Annotated in this window: 20 protein-coding genes; 7 read left to right on the top strand and 13 right to left on the bottom strand. The window is 62.9% G+C overall.

The genetic code is table 11. The features are described 5' to 3' along the window. Window positions 1-193 precede the first annotated feature (193 nt). Window positions 194-388, bottom strand: coding sequence for a DUF2905 domain-containing protein (locus tag FQ746_RS21240; RefSeq protein WP_144111625.1), 195 nt, complete (start codon window positions 386-388; stop codon window positions 194-196). Window positions 389-416: 28 nt separating this feature from the next. After that, the gene (locus FQ746_RS21235; protein WP_144111624.1) at window positions 417-1,607 is read right to left on the bottom strand and encodes a class I SAM-dependent methyltransferase; all 1,191 of its coding nucleotides are present in this window, start codon (window positions 1,605-1,607) and stop codon (window positions 417-419) included. A 13-nt stretch (window positions 1,608-1,620) separates the two neighbouring features. Between FQ746_RS21235 and FQ746_RS21230 the strand changes: the two genes are divergently transcribed. The 5 genes from FQ746_RS21230 to glmS all read left to right on the top strand — a co-directional run bounded on the left by FQ746_RS21230 (window position 1,621) and on the right by glmS (window position 7,255). Then, window positions 1,621-2,466: an SDR family oxidoreductase gene (locus FQ746_RS21230; RefSeq protein WP_144111623.1), complete on the top strand. Its 846-nt coding sequence runs from the start codon at window positions 1,621-1,623 to the stop codon at window positions 2,464-2,466. A 47-nt stretch (window positions 2,467-2,513) separates the two neighbouring features. Next, window positions 2,514-2,909, top strand: a complete 396-nt coding sequence (locus tag FQ746_RS21225; RefSeq protein WP_144111622.1) for a dihydroneopterin aldolase — start codon at window positions 2,514-2,516, stop codon at window positions 2,907-2,909. Window positions 2,910-2,912: 3 nt separating this feature from the next. Further along, window positions 2,913-3,887: a tRNA 2-thiocytidine(32) synthetase TtcA gene (ttcA, locus tag FQ746_RS21220; RefSeq protein WP_144111621.1), complete on the top strand. Its 975-nt coding sequence runs from the start codon at window positions 2,913-2,915 to the stop codon at window positions 3,885-3,887. A gap of 128 nt (window positions 3,888-4,015) precedes the next feature. Next, a complete protein-coding gene (glmU, locus tag FQ746_RS21215; RefSeq protein ID WP_144111620.1) occupies window positions 4,016-5,377 on the top strand; it encodes a bifunctional UDP-N-acetylglucosamine diphosphorylase/glucosamine-1-phosphate N-acetyltransferase GlmU in 1,362 nt (453 codons plus the stop codon). 60 nt (window positions 5,378-5,437) lie between these two features. Beyond that, a complete protein-coding gene (gene glmS / locus FQ746_RS21210; protein ID WP_144111619.1) occupies window positions 5,438-7,255 on the top strand; it encodes a glutamine--fructose-6-phosphate transaminase (isomerizing) in 1,818 nt (605 codons plus the stop codon). 69 nt (window positions 7,256-7,324) lie between these two features. On the opposite strand, the gene FQ746_RS21205 is transcribed toward glmS, so the two are convergent. The 6 genes from FQ746_RS21205 to FQ746_RS21180 form a co-directional block, all read right to left on the bottom strand. Then, complete coding sequence (locus tag FQ746_RS21205) at window positions 7,325-7,468, bottom strand: DUF2934 domain-containing protein (RefSeq protein ID WP_144111618.1); 144 nt, start codon at window positions 7,466-7,468, stop codon at window positions 7,325-7,327. A gap of 21 nt (window positions 7,469-7,489) precedes the next feature. After that, window positions 7,490-7,858: a superinfection immunity protein gene (locus FQ746_RS21200; protein WP_144111617.1), complete on the bottom strand. Its 369-nt coding sequence runs from the start codon at window positions 7,856-7,858 to the stop codon at window positions 7,490-7,492. Window positions 7,859-7,980: 122 nt separating this feature from the next. Next, complete coding sequence (locus FQ746_RS21195; protein ID WP_144111616.1) at window positions 7,981-9,213, bottom strand: NAD(P)/FAD-dependent oxidoreductase; 1,233 nt, start codon at window positions 9,211-9,213, stop codon at window positions 7,981-7,983. 25 nt (window positions 9,214-9,238) lie between these two features. Further along, window positions 9,239-9,592 carry a RidA family protein gene (locus FQ746_RS21190; protein WP_144111615.1) on the bottom strand — a complete coding sequence of 118 codons (354 nt, stop codon included), beginning with the start codon at window positions 9,590-9,592 and terminating at the stop codon, window positions 9,239-9,241. Window positions 9,593-9,597: 5 nt separating this feature from the next. Then, window positions 9,598-11,124, bottom strand: coding sequence for an amidase (locus FQ746_RS21185; protein WP_144111614.1), 1,527 nt, complete (start codon window positions 11,122-11,124; stop codon window positions 9,598-9,600). Between the two features lie 28 nt (window positions 11,125-11,152). Continuing rightward, entirely contained in the window at window positions 11,153-12,445 is a 1,293-nt protein-coding gene (locus tag FQ746_RS21180) for an MFS transporter (RefSeq protein ID WP_144111613.1), read from the bottom strand. Window positions 12,446-12,558: 113 nt separating this feature from the next. Here FQ746_RS21180 and FQ746_RS21175 point away from each other — a divergent pair, with 113 nt between their 5' ends. Continuing rightward, a complete protein-coding gene (locus tag FQ746_RS21175) occupies window positions 12,559-13,218 on the top strand; it encodes a helix-turn-helix domain-containing protein (RefSeq protein WP_144111612.1) in 660 nt (219 codons plus the stop codon). Between the two features lie 25 nt (window positions 13,219-13,243). On the opposite strand, the gene FQ746_RS21170 is transcribed toward FQ746_RS21175, so the two are convergent. The 5 genes from FQ746_RS21170 to FQ746_RS21150 form a co-directional block, all read right to left on the bottom strand. Further along, window positions 13,244-14,707, bottom strand: coding sequence for a mechanosensitive ion channel domain-containing protein (locus FQ746_RS21170; protein WP_144111611.1), 1,464 nt, complete (start codon window positions 14,705-14,707; stop codon window positions 13,244-13,246). An 89-nt stretch (window positions 14,708-14,796) separates the two neighbouring features. Continuing rightward, a complete protein-coding gene (locus tag FQ746_RS21165; protein ID WP_144111610.1) occupies window positions 14,797-15,132 on the bottom strand; it encodes a hypothetical protein in 336 nt (111 codons plus the stop codon). A gap of 102 nt (window positions 15,133-15,234) precedes the next feature. Next, window positions 15,235-16,317 (bottom strand): hypothetical protein, encoded by a 1,083-nt coding sequence (locus FQ746_RS21160; protein ID WP_144111609.1) that lies wholly within the window; start codon window positions 16,315-16,317, stop codon window positions 15,235-15,237. A 240-nt stretch (window positions 16,318-16,557) separates the two neighbouring features. Next, window positions 16,558-17,154, bottom strand: a complete 597-nt coding sequence (locus FQ746_RS21155; RefSeq protein ID WP_144111608.1) for a hypothetical protein — start codon at window positions 17,152-17,154, stop codon at window positions 16,558-16,560. Between the two features lie 37 nt (window positions 17,155-17,191). Beyond that, entirely contained in the window at window positions 17,192-17,452 is a 261-nt protein-coding gene (locus FQ746_RS21150) for a DUF6723 family protein (RefSeq protein ID WP_144111607.1), read from the bottom strand. Window positions 17,453-17,671: 219 nt separating this feature from the next. Between FQ746_RS21150 and FQ746_RS21145 the strand changes: the two genes are divergently transcribed. Beyond that, on the top strand, window positions 17,672-18,895 hold the full coding sequence (locus FQ746_RS21145) for an alkaline phosphatase family protein (RefSeq protein WP_144111606.1): 1,224 nt from the start codon (window positions 17,672-17,674) through the stop codon (window positions 18,893-18,895). Window positions 18,896-18,903 lie beyond the last annotated feature (8 nt).

The following is an 18,903-nucleotide window of genomic DNA, read 5'->3' as shown; positions in this document are numbered from 1 at the left end:
TGGCCAGCCGCCAGCACGATGCGAAGCTTCACTTTTTTAAAAATTCCCCTTTCGGGATGTCCAGATTTACTTGACCACTACAGTGCCCCCCCGCACAGGGGGAACGCTAATAGACCACTAACAAAACAAGGAGAGGCCAAAGTCCAAAGGCCGAAGGCCAAAAAGCCAGTGCAACGAAACACCCCACCCAAAATCACAAAACCCGAGCCACCACCGACAACACCATCGAAATCACCAACGTCGACATAAACGGAAAAGGATATTCCTTCCCAAACATCCTCAACGTGACATCCCCGGGCATCCGCCCAACCCCGATCTTCCTGAGCCAGGGCCAGCAGGCCGACAAAACCGCCACTGCAATGAACGTGGTCAACAGCCAGCGGATCATCAAAACCCCCAGAACAGACAGAAAAAAATCACAGCGAATGCGACCGGTCACCACGCGAAAAAACCGTCAACGTCTCATCGAGCCCGCGTGAAAACGCAATCACCTTGAACAGTTCACCCATCTCGGCTTCAGACAACAACTTCTGCACCGCACTCGCCGCAGGCAAAAACCGCCGGGAGTCGGAAGGATCGAACTCGCCCAACACCTCGGTAATCCCGCCATTCAGCAAAAACCGCGCTTGCGACGTAAAACCCAATAAATCCGCCCCCGCTTCGACTCCCGCCTCGGCAATACCCGTAAACTCCACGTGCGCAGTGATGTCCTGCAAGCCAGGATAAACAAAAGGATCGCCATGCGCCCGATGCCGGTAATGACACATCAACGTGCCCTGCGCACGCTGCGCATGATAAAACTCGTGACGCGGAAAACCATAGTCGATAAAGAACGCCGCCCCACGCGTCAGCATCGTGCAAACAGTCCGCGTGAACGCGCGCGCTGCATCATGAGTCTCCGTCACGTAGTCATCACCGGAAGTCTCGATCTCCGCTAACAACGCCAGCGTCCTGGCATCGGCAACGCGGCGATCGTCGAACGCAAATGCATCGTCGCGCCACACCACGCCGCGCTCGCGCCAGTCGCCGTCGCTAAAGGCAAACAGCCTGACCGGCATCGCATCCAGCACCTCGTTGCCAATCACCACGCCCTCGAACCGCTCCGGCAACGTATCGAGCCAGCGCACCTTGTTTGCAAGAGCCGGCACGGCGGCCTCGAGCGTCTCGCGCTGACGCTCGCGCAACTCGCCCGACAACTCGACGATCGAGTAAGCGTCGAACTCGCAGCTCAATTCGTCGAGCGCGGCAAGCAACCCCGCGGCCAGTTTGCCCGTGCCCGCGCCGAATTCCATCAGTTCCCGCGTGCCGCTAGCCTGCAGCGCCTCGGCCAGCGGTCGCGCCAATGTCTTCGCGAACAGCGGCGACATTTCCGGCGCCGTCACAAAGTCGCTGCCGTCGTCGCCACGCAAACCGAATTTGCGCGCCCCGCCGCTGTAATAGCCAAGTCCCGGCGCGTAAAGCGCGCTTTCCATATAGCGGTCGAACGGCAACCAGCCGCCGGCGCTTTCGAGCTCGGCGCGGATTCTCGCGATCAATGCTTCGGACTGCGCAAGCGCGCTCGGGCCGGGAGCAGGTAAACTGTCGGGTTGGTGAGCTTTCGGATTCATCCCCGCATTGTAAATGACCGCTTCTCTGGACACTGCCGCCCCCCGCGCAACCAAATCGACCGGATCGTCCGAATCGCCCGACCTGCCGCGCGTCGTGCTGATCACCGGCGCCGCCCGCCGCATCGGACGGGCGCTCGCGCTCGGCTTTGCCGCGCGAGGCTGGGACGTGGCGGTGCACTACGGCGAATCGCGTCAGGAAGCGGACGAGCTGGTCGCGCAAATCAACGCGTTGGGCCGGCGGGCCGTCGCGCTGCACGCGGAATTGGGCGACGAGGCGCAGGTGCAAAGGCTGCTCCCGGACTGCATCGCCGCGCTCGGCCGGCCGGCGTGTATCGTCAACAACGCGTCGCGCTTCGAGGAAGACACGGCGCAAGACGTCGGCTACGACCTGCTGCTCAAGCTGACGGCGATGAATCTCGGCGCCCCGCTGGTGCTCGCGCGTATGCTCTACGAGGCCACGCCCGAGGCCGCCCGCGACGACGAAAGCCAGCGCGCCGTGGTGATCAACGTGCTGGATCAGAAGCTCTTCAACATGAATCCGGATTACCTGTCGTACACGCTGTCGAAGGCGGCGCTGCAAACCGCCACGGTGGCGCTGGCGCAGGCTTTGGCGCCGAAACTGCGGGTGGTCGGTCTGGCGCCCGGTCTGACCATGCAATCCGGCGATCAGACGCCGGACGGCTTCGACGCGGCTCACCGCACGACGCCTTTGGGCCGTGCGTCGCGGCCGGAAGATATCGTCGCCGCGGCGCTGTATCTCGCCGATGCAGCGGGCGTCACCGGAACGACGCTAGTGGTCGACGGCGGCCAGCACCTGGTGCCGCTGCCGCGCGACGTGATGTTTTTGACGGGCGCCTGAAACGCCCCTTTGCGTGCCCAGCACGCTTTTTTTCGACTGGAACGAACATGTTTGCCGCTCTTTCGCATCCCCGGCTCGCCGATTGCCGCCGGCTTTTTCTGCGCAACTACGAAGTGCACATCAACATCGGCGTGCATGACTTCGAAAAGCGGGGCGAGCAACGCGTCGTGATCAACGTCGAACTGTTCGTGCCGCTCGCGCTCTCCACACCGGTCGACGACAAGCTCAGCGAAGTGGTCGACTACGACTTCATGCGCGCCACCATCGCGAGGCGCGTCGAGCAAGGCCATATCCATCTGCAGGAAACGCTCTGCGACGACCTCGTCACGACGCTGCTCGCGCATCCGCAAGTGCGGGCCGTGTGTCTGTCGACGGAAAAGCCGGACGTGTATCCCGACTGCGACGCGGTGGGCGTCGAAGTGTTTCGCATGAAGGAGGATTGATTGATGAATGCGCCCGACATCCTCAACGACACCGCCGCTGCTCCGACCGTCAAGGCGCCGCTCACGCGCCGCGAACAGAAGGAAGCGTACGAGAACAACAAGCTGTTCAAGCGCCTGGTTCGCCAGGTGGGCGAAGCGGTCGTCGATTTCAACATGATCGAGGACGGCGACCGCGTGATGGTCTGCGTGTCCGGCGGCAAAGACAGCTATGCGATGCTCGAAATCCTGATGCGGTTGCGCGAACGCGCGCCGATCAACTTCGAGATCGTCGCGGTCAATCTGGATCAGAAACAGCCGGGTTTCCCGGAACACGTGCTGCCGGAATATCTCAAGCAACTCGACATTCCGTTCCATATCGAGAACCAGGACACCTACAGCATCGTCAAGCGGCTGGTGCCGGAAGGCAAAACCACCTGCTCGCTGTGCTCGCGTTTGCGGCGCGGCATTCTGTATCGCGTCGCGGGCGAACTCGGCGCCACCAAGATCGCGTTGGGCCATCATCGTGACGACATTCTGCAAACGCTGCTGCTGAACATGTTCTACGGCGGCAAGTTGAAGGGCATGCCGCCCAAGCTGCAGTCCGACGACGGCAAGAACATCGTCATCCGCCCGCTCGCCTACGTGAAGGAAACCGATCTGGAAAAGTACGCGGATCTGCGCGAGTTTCCGATCATTCCGTGCAACCTGTGCGGCAGCCAGCCGAACCTCAAGCGCGCCGAAATGAAAGCGCTGATCCGCGACTGGGAGAAGCGTTTCCCGGGCCGTATCGAGAACATGTTCAACGCGCTGTCCAACGTGGTGCCATCGCATCTGATGGATCACAAGCTGTTTCCGTTCGCCGGTTTGCATGCGAGCGGAGAGGCCGATCCGCAAGGCGATATCGCGTTCGATGAAGAACCTTGCTCCACCGGCAACGGCGATGGCTCGCTGCCCGGCCTGTCGAAGCCGATCTCGATCGTCCAGTTCGACGACATCTAAACCAGAAACCGCGCTCGTAATGCGCGTTTGCGCACGGTCCGCAGCGTTCCAGGCGTGCGCTGGCAGCCCTTTCGCAGAAGGGCTGCATGATAGAATCGTCGGCTCCAAACTAGTCAATTGCCGACGCCATGAACATCGTGATTTTGGCGGCAGGCACCGGCAAGCGCATGCGGTCCGCGCTTCCCAAGGTGCTCCATCCTCTGGCCGGCCGGCCGCTCCTCGCTCATGTCATCGACACTGCCCGTTCGCTCGAGCCGAGCCGTCTGGTCGTGGTAATCGGCCATGGCGGCGACGCGGTGCGTGCAGCGGTCGCCGCGCCCGACGTGCAGTTCGCCGTGCAGGAACAGCAACTTGGCACGGGGCACGCGGTGCAACAGGCGCTGCCGCTGCTCGACGCCAACGAGCCCACGCTGGTGCTTTACGGCGATGTGCCGCTCACCCGCGCCAGCACGCTGAAGGCGCTGACCGGGCGCGCCGGGCAGGGCGGCTACGGCGTGCTCACGGTCACACTCGACGACCCCAGCGGCTACGGCCGCATCGTTCGCGACGACGCGGGCAAGGTCGCCCGCATCGTCGAACAGAAAGACGCCACGCCCGCTCAACTCGAGATCGCGGAGATCAACACCGGCATCGTCGTTGCGCCCACCGGGCGGTTGGGCGGCTGGCTCGCCGCGCTGAAGAACGACAACGCGCAGGGCGAGTTCTACCTGACCGACGCCGTCGAAATGGCGATCGCCGACGGGCTGGACGTCGTCACCACGCAGCCGGACGATGAGTGGGAAACGCTCGGCGTGAACAGCAAGCAGCAACTCGCCGAACTCGAACGCATCCACCAGCACAACGTCGCCGAGGCCTTGCTGATCGCGGGCGTGACGCTGGCCGATCCGGCGCGTCTGGATGTGCGCGGCACGCTCGAATGCGGCCGCGATGTGTCGATCGACGTGAATTGCGTCTTCGAAGGGCAGGTGACGCTGGCGGATAACGTGACGGTCGGACCGAATTGCGTGATCCGCAATGCCACGATCGGCGCCGGTACGCGGATCGATGCGTTCACGCATATCGAAGGCGCCCAGGTCGGCGCGAACGTGGTGCTCGGCCCTTATGCGCGACTTCGTCCCGGCGCGGCTTTGCACGACGAATCGCATGTCGGCAACTTCGTCGAGGTGAAGAACGCGGTGCTCGGGCACGGCTCGAAAGCGAATCACCTCACCTATATCGGCGACGCTGACATCGGCGCGCGCGTGAATATCGGCGCGGGTACCATCACCTGTAATTACGACGGCGCCAACAAATTCCGCACGGTGATCGAAGACGACGTGTTCGTCGGCTCCGACACGCAACTGGTTGCGCCAGTGCGCATCAGGCGCGGCGTGACGATTGCAGCCGGCACGACGGTCTGGAAAGACGTCGAAGCCGATTCGCTCGTTCTGAACGACAAGACTCAAACCAGTAAGACGGGTTATGTTCGCCCGACCAAAAAGAAGAGCTGATCACACGACGCGCGCCTGCGGCGCGCTCCTTGATTTCCAGCACTGAAAAAGGAATACGCCATGTGCGGCATTGTCGGCGCGGTTGCGCAACGTAATATCGTCCCCGTCCTGATCGAAGGACTGCGTCGCCTCGAGTATCGCGGCTACGACTCGTGCGGCGTCGCCGTGCTCGGCGAGAACGGTCCGCTGCGCGCGCGCAGCGTCTCGCGGGTCGCCGATCTCGACGACCAGGTGCGCGAAAGCCATCTGCAGGGCGTCACCGGTATCGCGCATACGCGCTGGGCCACGCACGGCGCGCCGGTTACGGACAATGCGCATCCGATCTTCTCGAAAGACCAGCTGGCGTTGGTACACAACGGGATTATCGAGAACTACGAGACGCTGCGCGAAATGCTGCGTGGAAAGGGTTACACGTTCGTTTCGCAAACCGACACCGAGGTTATCGCTCACCTGATTCATAGCGTGTATAACGGCGACCTGTTCGCCGCGGTGCGCGAAGCGATCGCTCATCTGCATGGCGCGTATGCCATTGCCGTGCTGCATAAAGACCAGCCGCATACGGTGGTCGGCGCGCGCCAGGGTTCGCCGTTGGTGGTGGGGCTCGGCGACGGTGAGAACTTCCTCGCGTCCGACGCGCTCGCGCTGGCCGGCAGCACCGAGCGCTTCATCTTCCTGGAAGAAGGCGACGTTTGCGAACTGTCGCTCGACGGTGTGCGCATTGCCGATCGTCACGGCGACGAGACCCCGCGCGAAGTGCGTCAGGTGGCGGCATATGGCGGAGCGGTCGAGCTGGGTCCGTACCGTCACTTCATGCAGAAGGAAATTTTCGAGCAGCCGCGCGCGATCACCGACACGATTCCGCAAGGCGATTCGTTCGATCCGGAACTGTTCGGCGCGGACGCGGGCAAGGTGTTCGCGGAAATCGACAGCGTGCTGATTCTGGCTTGCGGCACGAGCTCTTATGCGGGGCTGACCGCGAAGTACTGGCTCGAATCCGTGGCGAAGATTCCGACTCAGGTCGAGGTGGCCAGCGAATATCGGTATCGCGAGTCGGTGCCGAATCCGCGGGCACTCGTGGTGGTGATTTCACAGTCTGGCGAAACGGCGGACACGCTCGCAGCGCTCAAGCATGCGCAGTCGCTGGGACATCGGCACACGCTGACCGTGTGCAACGTCGCGACGAGTGCGATGGTGCGTCAGACGGAGTTGGCGTTCCTCACGCATGCCGGGCGGGAAATCGGCGTGGCGTCGACGAAGGCATTCACGACGCAACTGGTCGCGTTGTTCGTGCTGGCCGCGACACTCGGCAAGTTGCGCGGGTTCGTTGATGAAGCGCAGGAAGCCGAGTACCTGAGACAGTTGCGGCATTTGCCGGCCGCGTTGAATAGCGTGCTGGCGCTGGAGCCGCAGATTATCGCGTGGTCGGAAGATTTCTCACGCAAGGAAAACGCGCTGTTTCTCGGGCGCGGTCTGCATTATCCGATTGCGCTGGAAGGCGCGCTGAAGCTCAAGGAGATTTCCTATATCCACGCCGAGGCTTATCCGGCGGGTGAGCTGAAGCACGGGCCGCTTGCGCTCGTCACGGAGGCAATGCCGGTGGTGACGGTGGCGCCGAACGATGCGCTGCTCGAAAAGCTCAAATCGAATATTCAGGAAGTGCGTGCGCGGGGCGGCCAGTTGTATGTGTTCGCGGATGCGGATACGAAAATCGTCAACGACGAAGGCCTGCATGTGATCCGGATGCCGGAGCATTATGGTTTGCTCTCGCCGATTCTGCATGTGGTGCCGTTGCAGTTGCTGGCTTATCACACGGCTTGTGCGAGAGGTACCGATGTGGATAAGCCGCGGAATCTGGCTAAGTCGGTGACGGTGGAGTGAAGAAGCGTTGAGAAGAAAATAGAAGCGTTTCAATCAAACGCTTCTACCCCATCCCTCCCACAAAACCTTTCACTCCCCTTTCCCCTCATCCGCACCCAACTGCCGTCTCGCTTTCTCCCAATACTCCTGAGCCTTTCCATCAGGGCTTCCATCTTTTTCCCAAAGATAAAACGCGAGCGTTTGAATCTGCTCCTCAGTAACGGGGACGTCCATTTTCACTCTCCAGAAAGACACTTACCCTTTGTGATGACGGCCAGCATGCGCAGAATCCGCAGCAATACGCGCGACTACCGGCACTAATCGACGGTTGAACAACGGAACCGAACTCGCTCGACCTTCGACGCGGGCCACGAGTGCATCGACCGTCACCTTCGCGACCGCGCGCTTTGCCCGACTCGTGAAATGTCTTAATTGCCGGTCGCTGACCGGATGACGCGCCCATAAGAGCGCTGCGAACCAACCGATAACCGTCCACCCGAGCAGGATATTTACCATCGTCACCGCGAACGCGTCTTTACGTTCTCGCGCGTCGGCAATCATGGACGGCGCGAAGTACAACATCGTCGCGCCGATCAACGCTGCGCCTTCAACTATCTTCAACATGGTCATTACCTCGATGCCGCAAGAGACACGAGCGATAGTTTAGGCGGGACCTCTGCTGTTTCGCCATGCCGGCAGCGGGAAATGACAATTGCGGCAAGCCGAACAATCCACCAGTCGAACCATCAGAAGCGGTCGACCCGGAACGGTTTCGGATCGACGATCGTCGGTACACCCATGATCATCTCGGCGATCAGCCGTCCGGTAATCGGACCGAGCGTGAGCCCGTGATGCGCATGTCCGAATGCGAACCACACATCGCGATGACGCGGCGCCGCGCCGATGATCGGCATCATGTCCGGCGTGCAGGGACGTGCCCCGAGCCAGGGTTGTGCATCGACGCGCGCGCCAAGCGGAAAGACCTCGCGTGCGATCGGTTCGACGGCTTCGAGTTGAACCGGTGTCTTTGCCGAATGGCGAAAGCCGAGTTCGACGCCGGTCGTCAAACGGATGCCGCGCACCATCGGCGTGATCATGTAGCCCATTTCCGCATCGAGCACCGGCTGGTTCAGCTTCGCGCCGTCGGCCGGCGTGTAGTGCATGTGGTAGCCGCGTTTCACCGCCAATGGCAGGTCGTACCCAAGCTTGCCCGCGATCTCGCCTGACCACGGTCCCATTGCAACAACGACGGATTTCGCTTCGACCTCGCCTTCCTGCGTCATGACACGCCACGACGGTTCGAGCGTGGCCGCATCGCCGATCAGCACCTTGCCGCCGAGCCGTTCGAAGAGCTTCGCATAAGCCGTGACGAGGCCGCCGGGATCGCTCACCGAATCGGACGACGTGTAACGCACGGCGCCAGCCAACGTCTGACTGAGCGACGGCTCCGCGGCTCGCAGCGCGGCGCGATCGAGCGCACGGTATTCCACGCCGTATTCCGCGTGCCATTGCTGCGCTTCGGCGATGGTCCGCTGCAGGGCTGCTTCGGTGCGAAAAATTTTCATCCAGCCGCCGGTTCGCAACAAGGCCTGCGCGCCCGCTGCATCGATCAGCGCGCGATGCTCGGTCACGCAATGCTCGATCAGCGTCGAATACGCGCGCGCGATCAACGCATGACGGTCGGCCCGCGAGTGATGCCAGTAGCGGTACAGAAACGGCATCAGCTTCGGCATGGCGGCCGGGTGATAGCGCACGTCGTTCGCGCGATTGCCCGCGTAACGCGCGAGCGAACCGGCATCGCGTGGGAACGCGTACGGATAGACGCCTTCGCGCTGAATCAGCCCCGCATTGCCGAGCGAGGTCTCGTTACCCGGCGCCTTGCGGTCGACCAGCGCCACGGCGAGTCCGCGCCGCTGCAACTGCAACGCAACCGACACGCCGACGATGCCTCCGCCGAGCACGACCGTATCGAACTTCATCGTCTGGATTCCTTTGGCTGCGTGGTCAGGCGAGCGCCGTGACGGCGACTTCGACGTCGAGGCCCGGCTTCATCAGCAGAGCAGTGACGCAAGCACGCGTCGGCGCATGGCCGGTCGCGACCCATGCATCCCACACGGCATTGAACGCATCGAAATGCTTCGGATCGGAGAGCCACACGTTGGCGGTGAGCAGCCGCGTTTTGTCGACGCCGGCCGACGCCAGCAGCGTGTCGATGCGCGTGAGAATTTCCTTCGTCTGCACGTCGATAGCGGCGCCCGCGCTATCGGGCACCTGGCCCGACAGATAGACGACGCCATTGGCGATCACCACCTGGCTCATGCGGGCATTCGTTTGCAGTCGTTTGATCGATTCGGTCATGGTCGTTATACCGTTGAAAGACCGGCGGTATCGCCACCGGTCGGGTTGAAAAGCGGAGGCGCGGTGACGATGGACGTCAGCGCCGGGTTGGGTTGCGCAAGCCGCGCAAGATCGGGACGCGGGCGGCGCAACTGCGGCGACGCGGCAAACGCGAATTCGAGCGCCTGCGCAACCGCGAGCGTCTTCATGTCGCCGCGAAACGGACCCACGATCTGCAGGCCGAACGGCATACCCGCCTGATCGACACCGCATGGCAACGCGATCGCCGGGTGCGTGGTCAGCGTGACCACGTACGTGAGCGCGAGCCAGCGATAGTAATTCTCCTGCGCGCGGCCGTCGATCTCCGTTGCATGCATCTGCGTCCACGGGAACGGCGAGACGGGCGTGGTCGGCGAGAGGATGACGTCGTAGCGCGAGAACGCCTGCTGGAAGCGCTGGAAAATCCGGGTCTGCTCGGCTTGCGCCCAGGCGCTGTCGGCGAGCGACATCTTCGCACCCATCTCGTAGTTCGCGCGAGTATTCGGACCGAGCGCGCTCGGGTCGCGCGTGTACGCCGCGTGCAAACCGGCGACGAAACTCTCCGCGCGAATCACGTCGAAGCAGCGGTGCACGTCGCCGAGATCGAACGCGACCGGCTCGCAGGTGTGCACGATCCGGGCGATGTCGGCGATCCGTGCGCGAAACGTTGCGCGGATGTCGGGATCGACGTCGCAGCAGCCGAAGTCTTCGGTATAGCCGATGCGCAGCGTCGCCGGATCGAGATGCGGCGGCAGCGCGAAGGCGAGCGGATCGACGGCATAGCTGAGCGGATCGCCCGCCGACTGGCCGGCGCTCGCGGCAAGCTGCAAGGCGGTATCGGCGACGTCGCGGCCCATCGGCCCGACCACGGAGATCGGCGTCCATCCGAGCAGACGGCGCGAGTTCGGCACCAGTCCCGGCGACGGCCGGAAGCCCACCACGCCGCATTTCGCGGCGGGAATCCGCAGCGAACCGCCGGTGTCGGAGCCCGTGCAGACCGGCAGCATGTCGCACGCCAGCGCCGCCGCCGAGCCGCCCGACGAGCCGCCCGCGTTGAGATCCGGATTAAATGGATTGCCGGTCGCGCCCCACACCGGATTGCGCGTGTTGGCGCCCGCGCCGAGTTCCGGCACGTTGGTCTTCGCCACGACGATGGCGCCCGCAGCGCGCAGGCGCTCGACCAGCACGACATCGCGCGACGGCACGTTGCCGCGCGACATCGGCGAGCCGTAGGTCGTCAGCAGACCGGCGGTATCTTCGAGATCTTTCACGCCGAGCGGCAGGCCATGCAGCAAGCCCAGCGGCTTGCCGTCGATCACGGCCTGTTCCGCGGCCTTGGCTGCGGCGCGCGCGGCATCGAAACCGGTGGCCGTGACGGCATTGACCGCGGGATTCACGGCGCCGATGCGCTCGATGCACGCTTCGAGCAGTTCGACGGGAGAGATCGCTTTCGTGCCGATCAGTCTGCGCAGTTCAACGGCGGACAGACTGACCAGTTCGGCTTTGTCGGACATCGTTCGGGTTCCTCGTGAAATGGAAGATTCAGCCGATGGCTTCGCCAGTGCGGTCGCGCAGCCAGATGACCGGGATCAGCGACACGGCGCAGGCCACCGCGACATACCAGGCCGGCGCGAGCGGATTGCCGGTGCGCTCGACGATCCAGCTGGCGATCAACGGCGAGAAGCCGCCGAAAAACGACGCGCTGACCACGTAGGTTAGGGCAATTCCCGTCGCGCGGACTTCGCGCGGGAACAGTTCGGGAATCATCACCAGCACCGGCACGATCTGCGCGGCGACGAAGATCGACAGATACGCAGACACCGCGCACAACAACGCCATCGAAGGCGCAGCGGAGAGCCACGCGAAGGCGGGATACACGGTGAGCAGCAGGATCACGCGTGAAGTGACCAGCACGCGTTTGCGGCTGAAGCGGTCGGCGAGCTTGCCGGCGATCGGCGCGATTGCGAACAGCACGAGAGAACTGATCACGCCGGACGTGACCGATGCGGTAGGCGACAGATGCAGCGTCCGCACCGCGTGATTCGGCAGAAAGAACGCAGTGATGTATATCGACACCGACCCGCCGAGTTCCGCGAAAGTGCCAAGCAGGGTCAGCTTCAGATGGGTGGTCAGCGCGGCCTTCAACGCGCCGCGCCGTGGCGCGGCGCGCGGTGACGACGGCTCCGCACTCAAGGTTTCTTCGAGACGGCGGCGAATCAGCATGCCGACCGGCGCGGCAACGATGCCGAGCAGGAACGGCAAACGCCAGCCCCACGTATCGACGATCTCCTTGGGCAGCAACACGTTGACCAGCGTCGCGACGATCGCGCCGAACGCAAGCCCGAGCGCGGTCGCCGCGAAATTCCAGCTGGCAAAGAACGCGCGCGTGCGATCGCTCGCGTATTCGACGAGCAGCGTCGTGCCCGGGCCGAATTCGCCGCCCGCCGCGAAACCCTGGATGAGCCGGGCGCACAGCACGATCAGCGGCGCGAACAGGCCGGCGCTCGCGTAGGTCGGCGCGCACGCAATCAGGGCGCAACTGAGCGCCATCAGCATGATGGTGAGCACCATCGCCTTCTTGCGTCCCACGCGGTCCGCGTACGCGCCGATCACGATGCCGCCGAGCGGACGCACCACGAAGCCCACGCCGAACACGCCGATCGACAGCAGGAACTGGTTCACCGGCGACGCGGACGGAAAGAACAGCTTGCCGATCTGGATCGCGAAGAAACTGTAGATGGTGAAATCGTAGTATTCGAGCGCCGTCCCGAGCGTGGCGGCGGCGATGACCTGAGCTTTCGACAAGCCCGTTTTCTGGATTGCGAGAGATGCCACGTCACGACTCCTGAGAAGGCGGAGAGAAGGTGTGAGCTATCATATATGAGAAAAAAATAATTCTCATATACGACAAAACCCTTTGCGTCATCCGCATACGGAGCCCGTTTCATATGGCAAAGGCAAAGGCCAAGCCCGCCGCAGACAGCCGCGCGGAGACCGCCAAACCTGACCTGCTGATCGACCACAAATCCGTGGGCACGCGTCTGCGGCAAGCCCGCAAGTCGCGCGATCTCACGCTGGCGCAGTTATCGGAGCTGTCCGGCATCGCGGTATCGACCATTTCCAAAGCCGAGCGTGGCGACATCGCGCTGGTGTACGACAAGTTCGTCGCGCTCGCGCATGCGCTGAACCTCGAGTTCGACGCGATCTTCGGGCGCGCGAAGCGCCGCAGCGGGGCCGGTCCGATGCAGCCCTCGCTGACGCGCTCGGGCAAACAGCCGGTCTACGACACGCCGAACTACGAGTACGGCATGATTGCCAACGATCTGACCGGCAAGCGGATGGTGCCGATGCGCGCGCACATCCGCGCGCGCAAGGTCGACGATTTCCCCGATTACATCCGCCACAGCGGCGAGGAGTTCGTGTTCCTGCTCAAAGGACAGCTGGAGCTGCGCTTCGAGAACGGCACGGCATTCAGTCTCGACGAGGGCGACAGTCTGTACTTCGACAGCGCGGTGGGCCACGTCTACCTGAGCGTCGGCGAGGAAGAGGCGGAAGTGCTGGTTTGCTGCGTCGATACGGAAACGCATCGGCCGCCGCAGGCACTTTAAAAAGAGTTCCGCGCTTGGGAACGGCTCAGGAATGCTCGTGCAGGGAGTGAAGTAGCCGCACCTTGCCGAATAGCCACTGAAACACCGAATGTCCCGCATCCCGAGTCTCGGGGATCGGCGTCGTGAGCTGGCCCAGGCGGTCCTGCCGGTAAGCGAGCAGTTGACACATCTGCCTCGCCACCTCGGGATGATCTTTCAGGAACGAAGACATGTCGTCCTTGTTCAGCTGGAACAGAACGGTCGGCGTGAGCGTCGTGATGGACACATGCATGGGCAACCCGGCGAGCAAGCCCGCTTCCCCGAACACTTCGTCGGGGCCGATGCGGGTCAACTCCCGCTCGCCCGACGTGTCGTCGACCGTCACCGACAGCACGCCCGACTGAACGATGGAAAGACTGTCGGGAACCGTATCGGCGGCGAGCACTTTTTCTTTTTCCTGATACTCGTGCCGGGTGAGGCGCTTCGCGAGTCTCGTTACTTCCTCTCCCGTCAGACTTTCGAACAGCGTCACCCGCTGCAGAAGCGCTTCCTTCAGGTCGTGCATGGCGACGGCCGGCGCCGTCACGCCGAGCGCGCGCGGCGTCAGACCCGAGGCCGCGAGATGCCGGTAGCAGAGGTCGAACAGGTCGTTGGATGCGGATAGTTTCTTGCCCATCTCATCGACGAAACCGGCCACTTCGTAGTGAACCGAGTTCAGCGTCGTGCGCTTCATTCGCGCATAGGGCGCGGGCGTCTGGAGTAGCGAACTGCATCCGGTCAGCGCCCGGCTCAATGCGTCGAGCACCGCTCGCGGCCGCGCTTGCGGGTCGACTTCGAGCACGAGTGAAATACCGTGCACATCGCCCGGGCGGGAATTGTTGGAAATCTTGGCTTTGGCGGCCACGGCGTTCGGAACGATCAGCGTGTTGCCCTGGCCCGTGAGCAGATGCGTGGCGCGCCAGTTCATCTCGACGACCTTGCCTTCGATGTCGTCGATCATCACCCAGTCGCCGACCGAATAGGGTTCCGTGGTGTTGAGCACGATGCCCGCGAACACATCGCTGAGCGTGCTCTGGATTGCCAGCCCAAGCACGATGGCTAGCGCGCCCGATGTCGCGACCAGACCGCGTATCGGCAGTTCCAGCACGAAGCCGAGTGCGGCCACGACCGCGGCGAGAAAGACGATTGCACCGAAAACATCGGAGAACAGCCGCTGTCTTCGCCAGGCGCTGGGCAGAAGAAGCGTGTCCAGAGACAGGGTGAGCAGGCGCGCACCCATGAGCCACCAGATGATTTCCAGCACCTGCCCGAGCCAGTGCAGTTCGACTGCATCGCGATACGGTGCCTGGGAGAAAGGACTCAGCCCGGACGTGAAGAGCACCCAGCTCAATGCCGCAAACAGCGCGAGCCTGATGAAGAGCCGGATGACTTCGTGCGCCGGTACGCGCAGACGCCAGACGACAACGTCGGCGGCCACGAGACCAAACCCAAGAATGATCGGATAGTTCACGCATGCGCTCCTCGAAAGGCGACCTCAGGAGGATACACAGGCTTCGTTGCGTTGGAGCCGAATCGTGACACTCAGTGAGCGAGCGATGCTCAATCCGCGGAAAACACCACCGCCGCGACGTCTCCGATCTGCGTGAAGCTGCGCACGAACCGGTAAACCTGTACGCCGATCTGAATCTGGTTCGCGCCCGATGCAGTCGATTCGAGCATCTCGTTGGCCAGCGTGATAGCGATCGTGCCGATCTGTTTCAGCTCTTCTTTCGGGCCGGCCGGATCGCCCAGATAGACGGTGCACACGCTCGCCGTATGCCGCATCATCACGACGCTCGTCGCGCTGTCGAGAGACCGTTCGAGAAACTCGGCAAGGGTTTGCAGCGATTCCGGAGCCGCATCGACGTTTCCGTCCACACCATTGTTATTCGCCACTTTGACCTCTCTTCGCCCAATGGACCGTGATCGTCTTATGTTTGCCAGACAGCATCATGGCACGGCGGAGGCGCGAAAACGTGGCAGGTCGTTCTGCGCGGATCAACTTTTATCGGAAAGCGCGACGGTTCGATCAAGAGGCGTCTTACGCGGCATGTCGCCGTTGGGCGATGCGGCGGGTGCCGACGCCGCGGCAGGCCAGAACAGATCGCGCCCCGACTTGATGGCGCCGCTGAATCCGGCGATGCCGCCGCCGACCGTCGCCAGAACCGCCATCACGACAATCACGCCCGCGCCGAAAGGATGGTTCTGGATCGCTCGTTGCCAGCGCTCGGCGCGGGTTCTCTGCTCTTCGGCTGGAGTGGACGAGCGCGTCGGGTCGCCGGCCGGTTCGAGCTTGCGCAGCGCTTCGATGCGCTCCGTGGTCGGCCGTTCGAGCAAGGCCGGTGTGTCCAGCACTTGCGCGATGCGAGCTTTCAGTTCGCGGCGCATTTCTTCGAACGGACCGTATCCGGTGAGCTTGGGCTCGTTGCGGTTGATGTCGCCGATGGCGTTCAGCATTTCGTCGAAGGCCGCGCGTGCACGACGGCGGATGCGCTCGCCGAGTAAAGGTTTGACCGTCGGCGCGATCGACGAAATCGCGGCGACGTCGCAATCGATGCGAGTCAGCACCAGCGCCTGCAGAACCTTCGGCACATCGGATATCAGCGTGTCGAGTGCACCGCGGACGCCGAAGTTCAGCGTCGCGCCGGCCAGGTCGACGCCCCTCGTCACCAGATAGTCGAACTGCCGGCGCTTCTCGCTTTCGAATATCGCGTCGGCGGTTTCCCAGCGCACGGCTAGCAGCGCGGCGTCGAGTTCGCTCAGCCTGGGAATCCAGTGCAATTCACGCGGATACTTCCGTTGCAGTTTCGCGAAGTAGTCTTTCGTCTCGGGCGTGAATAGCGCCCAGTCCCGCTCGAGCATCGTCAGCGCGCCGGCGATGCAGGCCCGCTCGCAGTCCGTCTGCGCTGCGCCGGCGAGCAGATCGTCGAGACTGAGCGACGGAGCACGCGTGACGACCGCGGCCGGCATCGTGGCCGCGATCGGCAAATGCTGGAACACATGAGGCGGCAGCGCGATGGGAGGGAAGAAGGGCATCCATAGGTCGCGCAGCAGGCTGCTGTTGTCGCCATCTGTTGCCATCACGCCTCCGTGGGTCGACGCCGTCTCAGGGTGAGTTCATCGAGGGCGAAAGCGAAGCGTGATGACGGGAACAAAGTCGCACGGGTCGGCCTCACGCCGGATACCGGGATGGTTATAGAACGTCGGCTCGCTGAAAGTAAGACCGCTGTGTCGCGTCGACGCATTTCAGTCCTGATTGGACTGAATCTTGACGGTATCAAACGTGCTGCCGGCCGGAACGCACGCGGCAACGTTCGCGGCTTATTCGCGCACCAGTTCCACCGCGGCCGCTGAAATAAACTCGGCGCGCACGCTGTCGCCCACCTTTAACCGGTCGAGCGCGATCTCGCGCGACGCTCTCAGCACCTGCTGGTGCTTCGGTCCGCGCAGCGTCACGAGGCGGTTGCGGCGGTCGATCCTGAGTACCGTCGCTACGACCTGCACGCGATGCGCCGACGACGCATAACCGTTGGCCGCCGGCAGCGTCGTCGTGGTTTCTATGCGCTCACGCACGCCTCGCGTGGCCAGCTTGTCGACGTGCAGCAACAGCGCCTGCTGATAGGCCACGTTCAACCTGTCGCCGACGCGCAGCTTGCGGATATCGGCCAGAGCGGGATCGACCTCGACGTCGGCGAGATCGCCGCGCGCGCTGCGCAGGGTGAGGCGATGGTTCGCCGCATCGATGGCGACGATACGGACCTGGTGATGAACCATGGCGGCTTTTTCGAGCGCCTTCTGCCCGGCTTGCGGATCGACGGGCGCGTCTTGTGCCGACGCGGAGCGACCGGCGACGGCCAGTAACGCAGTAGTCGTCAGGACCAGCACATGCGATAAGACGGTTTTGTGCGGACAGTTCATGTTGTTTGGCTCCTGTCGATGTCCTGCCCGCCGACGCCTACAACTCCGGCCGCGCGAGGTCGCTGACGACGATGTGTTCGCCATACACCTGCGCTGCCGCGATGGCTTCGAGCTTGGTGGGATACGGGCCGAGTTCCGGCGCACCGTCGAACGGAAACAGCACGCGGCCGTCGGTGGTTCGAACCACTTTCAATATGCCGAAGAAGCGCCGGTAGCCCGCCAGCTTCGATGTTGCGGAGATATCGAAATCGTCTTCCGACGTGGCGGGAATGCTGGGAATAAATCCGGTCTTGCTCATACCTGAAAACATCTCTTGATCGATGGGTGCACGCCTTCGCGAAACGCCAAGGCTACACCTGGTTGCGCCGGCAACAGATTCGCCGACGGGCTTCATTGTCTCAAATCCGGCGTGAGGCGCTTTTTTCCGCCGCAGCAGCGACGCAATTCACGCGGCCGTCACAAGTGTCACCTAAAGTTTGCCCCCAGATTACAACTCCACAATACGCAGGGGCTTTCCATGTCACAACGCAATGCGTTGCGCGCACTCTTCATGATGGTGTGCGCGGCTTTGATCGGCGTCATCGTCGCGGCGTGCGGTTCGTCGTCGTCGCTCAGTGCCGGGCAGCAGCAGATCCGCCACGTCTTCGTCATCACGCTGGAAAACGAAAACTACGCGACCACGTTCGGCGCGAACACCAAGGCGCCTTATCTGTCGCAGACGCTGGCTTCCCAGGGCGCCATGGTGCAGCAGTATTACGGCACGGGCCACGTGAGCCTCGACAACTACATTTCGATGCTCAGCGGCCAGGCGCCGACGCCGGAAACGGACAACGATTGCATCACGTTCCAGGACTACAAGCTCACCGGCGTCACGTCGGACGGCCAGGCGATCGGGTCGGGTTGCGTGTATCCGGCGAGTATCAAGACGCTGCCGGACCAGCTGAAGGCGGCCGGCTACACGTGGAAGGGCTACGAAGGCGACATGGGCAACGACCCGACTCGCGAAGCGGCGACCTGCGGTCACCCGGCGTTGAATACGACCGATCTGACGCAATCGGCGGAAGCGCCGAGCGCGGCGGTGCCGCTCGGCGATCAGTACGCGACGCGGCATAACCCGTTCATGTACTTCCACTCGATCATCGATTCGGCGGACTGCGGGCAGAACGTCGTGAATCTGAACAAGCTGACGACCGATCTGCAAGCCGTTTCGACCACCGCGAACTTCAACCTGATCACACCGAACCTGTGCGACGACGGTCACGACGCGCCGTGCGTGAACGGCCAGCCCGGTGGACTGACGAGCGCCAACACGTTCCTGCAGAAGTGGGTACCGATTATCACGGCATCGCCCGCGTTCAAGCAGGACGGCCTGCTCATCATCAACTTCGACGAGAGCAGTTACGCGACGGTAACGCAAACCTCCACCAGCGAGGACCTGACCTTTACGGGTGCGACCTGCTGCAGCCAGCAACCGGGTCCGAACCTGGCGGCGTTCCCGCAGACTTCGTCGCTGTCCTACAAAGGCCTGACGATCAATCTCACGAAGCAGAGCTATGGCGGCGACCAGACCGGCGCGGTGATGATCTCGAAGTTCATCAAGCCGGGCACGGTGTCGACGGTGCAGTACAACCACTATTCGATGCTCAAGAGTATCGAGGACATCTTCCAGGTCGGCCATCTCGGCTATGCGGGGCAGGCCGGTCTGGTCGGGTTCGGCAACGACATCTTCACGAACCTGTAAGCGGCTGA

The organism is Paraburkholderia sp. BCC1886 (genome assembly GCF_900996245.1).
Lineage (GTDB): Bacteria > Pseudomonadota > Gammaproteobacteria > Burkholderiales > Burkholderiaceae > Paraburkholderia.
The sequence above is the reverse complement of the archived record's forward strand: the minus strand, read 5'-3'. Positions and strand labels throughout refer to the sequence as shown.

What these genes read in the sequence shown, in the direction of transcription:
- FQ746_RS21175 (WP_144111612.1), top strand. Translation starts at nt 12,559, where the DNA reads ATGGCAAAGGCAAAGGCCAAGCCCGCCGCAGACAGCCGCGCGGAGACC.
- FQ746_RS21145 (WP_144111606.1), top strand. Translation starts at nt 17,672, where the DNA reads ATGTCACAACGCAATGCGTTGCGCGCACTCTTCATGATGGTGTGCGCG.
- glmU (WP_144111620.1), top strand. Translation starts at nt 4,016, where the DNA reads ATGAACATCGTGATTTTGGCGGCAGGCACCGGCAAGCGCATGCGGTCC.
- FQ746_RS21235 (WP_144111624.1), bottom strand. Translation starts at nt 1,607, where the DNA reads ATGAATCCGAAAGCTCACCAACCCGACAGTTTACCTGCTCCCGGCCCG.
- glmS (WP_144111619.1), top strand. Translation starts at nt 5,438, where the DNA reads ATGTGCGGCATTGTCGGCGCGGTTGCGCAACGTAATATCGTCCCCGTC.
- FQ746_RS21190 (WP_144111615.1), bottom strand. Translation starts at nt 9,592, where the DNA reads ATGACCGAATCGATCAAACGACTGCAAACGAATGCCCGCATGAGCCAG.
- FQ746_RS21230 (WP_144111623.1), top strand. Translation starts at nt 1,621, where the DNA reads ATGACCGCTTCTCTGGACACTGCCGCCCCCCGCGCAACCAAATCGACC.
- FQ746_RS21195 (WP_144111616.1), bottom strand. Translation starts at nt 9,213, where the DNA reads ATGAAGTTCGATACGGTCGTGCTCGGCGGAGGCATCGTCGGCGTGTCG.
- FQ746_RS21205 (WP_144111618.1), bottom strand. Translation starts at nt 7,468, where the DNA reads ATGGACGTCCCCGTTACTGAGGAGCAGATTCAAACGCTCGCGTTTTAT.
- FQ746_RS21200 (WP_144111617.1), bottom strand. Translation starts at nt 7,858, where the DNA reads ATGTTGAAGATAGTTGAAGGCGCAGCGTTGATCGGCGCGACGATGTTG.
- FQ746_RS21155 (WP_144111608.1), bottom strand. Translation starts at nt 17,154, where the DNA reads ATGAACTGTCCGCACAAAACCGTCTTATCGCATGTGCTGGTCCTGACG.
- FQ746_RS21160 (WP_144111609.1), bottom strand. Translation starts at nt 16,317, where the DNA reads ATGGCAACAGATGGCGACAACAGCAGCCTGCTGCGCGACCTATGGATG.
- FQ746_RS21185 (WP_144111614.1), bottom strand. Translation starts at nt 11,124, where the DNA reads ATGTCCGACAAAGCCGAACTGGTCAGTCTGTCCGCCGTTGAACTGCGC.
- FQ746_RS21150 (WP_144111607.1), bottom strand. Translation starts at nt 17,452, where the DNA reads ATGAGCAAGACCGGATTTATTCCCAGCATTCCCGCCACGTCGGAAGAC.
- ttcA (WP_144111621.1), top strand. Translation starts at nt 2,913, where the DNA reads ATGAATGCGCCCGACATCCTCAACGACACCGCCGCTGCTCCGACCGTC.
- FQ746_RS21225 (WP_144111622.1), top strand. Translation starts at nt 2,514, where the DNA reads ATGTTTGCCGCTCTTTCGCATCCCCGGCTCGCCGATTGCCGCCGGCTT.
- FQ746_RS21240 (WP_144111625.1), bottom strand. Translation starts at nt 388, where the DNA reads ATGATCCGCTGGCTGTTGACCACGTTCATTGCAGTGGCGGTTTTGTCG.